General features: G+C 50.7%; 2 rRNA genes. Both read left to right on the forward strand.

From position 1 onward, the window contains the following. The first annotated feature begins 140 nt into the window (after positions 1-140). Positions 141-3055 (forward strand): 23S ribosomal RNA (locus C3945_RS11535). Between the two features lie 109 nt (positions 3056-3164). Continuing rightward, a 5S ribosomal RNA gene (rrf, locus tag C3945_RS11540) occupies positions 3165-3280 on the forward strand. Positions 3281-3288 lie beyond the last annotated feature (8 nt).

The following is a 3288-nucleotide window of genomic DNA, read 5'->3' on the forward strand; positions in this document are numbered from 1 at the left end:
TTGTTCTTTGAAAACTGGATAGTTGATACAACAACACAATTTTAGTAATAAAATGTTAAGAAACAACACCGAGAGATAGACAAAGAGAACAGAAGTGTTCTTAGAGAACACTCTCAACGCTATAATACCCTTAACCTAATGGTTAAGTGAATAAGGGCGCACGGTGGATGCCTTGGCACTAGGAGCCGAAGAAGGACGGGACGAACACCGATATGCTCCGGGGAGCTGTAAGTATGCTTTGATCCGGAGATTTCCGAATGGGGGAACCCATCACTTTTCATCAAGTGATATCTTATCAGTGAATACATAGCTGGTAGGAAGGTAGACGTGGGGAACTGAAACATCTAAGTACCTGCAGGAAGAGAAAGCAAATGCGATTCCCCAAGTAGCGGCGAGCGAAACGGGAAGAGGCCAAACCAAAAGGCTTGCCTTTTGGGGTTGTAGGACCGGCGATATGGACTGGAATAGATAGCAGAAATGACTGGAAAGTCATGCGAGACAGGGTGAAAGCCCCGTATGCGACATCTAAACCTGCCTAGCTGGTATCCTGAGTACGGCGGAACACGAGAAATTCCGTCGGAATCCGGGAGGACCATCTCCCAAGCCTAAATACTCCCTAGTGACCGATAGTGAACCAGTACCGTGAGGGAAAGGTGAAAAGAACCCCGGAAGGGGAGTGAAACAGCACCTGAAACCGTGTGCTTACAAGTAGTCAGAGCCCGTTAATGGGTGATGGCGTACCTTTTGTAGAATGGACCGGCGAGTGACGATGTCATGCAAGGTTAAACCGAAGAGGTGGAGCCGCAGCGAAAGCGAGTCTGAATAGGGCGTAGAGTATGCCGTCGTCGACCCGAAACCAAGTGACCTACCCATGTCCAGGGTGAAGGTGCGGTGAAACGCACTGGAGGCCCGAACCCACGTACGTTGAAAAGTGCGGGGATGAGGTGTGGGTAGCGGAGAAATTCCAATCGAACTTGGAGATAGCTGGTTCTCTCCGAAATAGCTTTAGGGCTAGCCTCGGATAATATGCATCGTGGAGGTAGAGCGACTGTTTGGACTAGGGGCCCTTATCGGGTTACCGAATCCTGATAAACTCCGAATGCCACAGATGTAGATCCGGGAGTCACACTGCGAGTGATAAGATCCGTAGTGGAAAGGGAAACAGCCCAGACCGTCGGTTAAGGCCCCAAAATTCTTGTTAAGTGGAAAAGGATGTGGGGCTGCTCAGACAACTAGGATGTTGGCTTAGAAGCAGCCATCATTTAAAGAGTGCGTAATAGCTCACTAGTCGAGTGGCCCTGCGCCGAAAATTTACCGGGGCTAAACAAGATGCCGAAACCACGGATAGAACCATTGGTTCTATGGTAGGAGAGCGTTCTAAGGGCGTTGAAGCAAGATCGTGAGGACTTGTGGAGCGCTTAGAAGTGAGAATGCCGGTATAAGTAGCGAAACACGGGTGAGAATCCCGTGCACCGAATGACTAAGGTTTCCTGGGGAAGGCTCGTCCTCCCAGGGTTAGTCGGGACCTAAGCCGAGGCCGATAGGCGTAGGCGATGGACAACAGGTAGAGATTCCTGTACCAGTCTGCTTTGTTTGAACGATGGAGGGACGCAGGAGGCTAAGATGAGCGCGCTGATGGAATAGCGCGTCCAAGCAACAAGTCTGGGGAAGAGTCAAATGTTTTTCCCCTTAAGGACAAGTTGTGATGGGGAGGGAAATTTAGTACCGAAGCATCTGATGTCACACTGCCGAGAAAAGCTTCTAGTGAGAAGTAGGCTGCCCGTACCGCAAACCGACACAGGTAGTCGAGGAGAGAATCCTAAGGTGATCGAGAGAACTCTCGTTAAGGAACTCGGCAAAATGACCCCGTAACTTCGGGAGAAGGGGTGCTGACCACATGGTCAGCCGCAGTGAATAGGCCCAAGCGACTGTTTACCAAAAACACAGGTCTCTGCTAATTCGAAAGAAGATGTATAGGGGCTGACACCTGCCCGGTGCTGGAAGGTTAAGAGGAAGGGTTAGCTTCGGCGAAGCTCTGAATTGAAGCCCCAGTAAACGGCGGCCGTAACTATAACGGTCCTAAGGTAGCGAAATTCCTTGTCGGGTAAGTTCCGACCCGCACGAAAGGTGTAACGATTTGGGCACTGTCTCAACGAGAGACTCGGTGAAATTATAGTACCTGTGAAAATGCAGGTTACCCGCGACAGGACGGAAAGACCCCATGGAGCTTTACTGTAGTTTGATATTGAGTGTCTGTACAGCTTGTACAGGATAGGTAGGAGCCAATGAAGCCAGGACGCCAGTCTTGGTGGAGGCAATGGTGGGATACTACCCTAGCTGTATGGCCACTCTAACCCTCAACCGTTATCCGGTTGGGAGACAGTGTCAGACGGGCAGTTTGACTGGGGCGGTCGCCTCCTAAAATGTAACGGAGGCGCCCAAAGGTTCCCTCAGAATGGTTGGAAATCATTCGTAGAGTGCAAAGGCAGAAGGGAGCTTGACTGCGAGACCTACAAGTCGAGCAGGGACGAAAGTCGGGCTTAGTGATCCGGTGGTACCATATGGAAGGGCCATCGCTCAACGGATAAAAGCTACCCTGGGGATAACAGGCTTATCTCCCCCAAGAGTTCACATCGACGGGGAGGTTTGGCACCTCGATGTCGGCTCATCGCATCCTGGGGCTGTAGTCGGTCCCAAGGGTTGGGCTGTTCGCCCATTAAAGCGGTACGCGAGCTGGGTTCAGAACGTCGTGAGACAGTTCGGTCCCTATCCGTCGCGGGCGTTGGAGATTTGAGAAGAGCTATCCTTAGTACGAGAGGACCGGGATGGACACACCGCTGGTGTACCAGTTGTCAAGCCATTGGCATCGCTGGGTAGCTATGTGTGGAAAGGATAAACGCTGAAAGCATCTAAGCGTGAAGCCCCCTTCAAGATGAGATCTCCCATTCCTTTAAGGAAGTAAGACCCCTGAAAGATGATCAGGTAGATAGGCTGGAAGTGGAAGCATAGTGATATGTGTAGCGGACCAGTACTAATCGGTCGAGGACTTAACCACGCAAGTGGTTAAGGGCAATAATAGTAGTGGTGTTGAATCGTGTTGTATTAACTATCCAGTTTTGAGAGAATAAGATTCTTTCAATCAAAAAGATGAAAAAGAGTATCTGTGCGGTGACGATGGCGGGAAGGACCCACCTGTTCCCATTTCGAACACAGCCGTTAAGCTTCCCAGCGCCGAGGATAGTGAGGGGTTTCCCCTTGTGAAAGCAGGACGTTGCCGTGCAGCTCTTT

Origin of the sequence: Alkalibacterium sp. MB6 (genome assembly GCF_009935905.1) — a bacterium.
In the GTDB taxonomy this organism is placed as follows: Bacteria; Bacillota; Bacilli; order Lactobacillales; family Carnobacteriaceae_A; genus Alkalibacterium.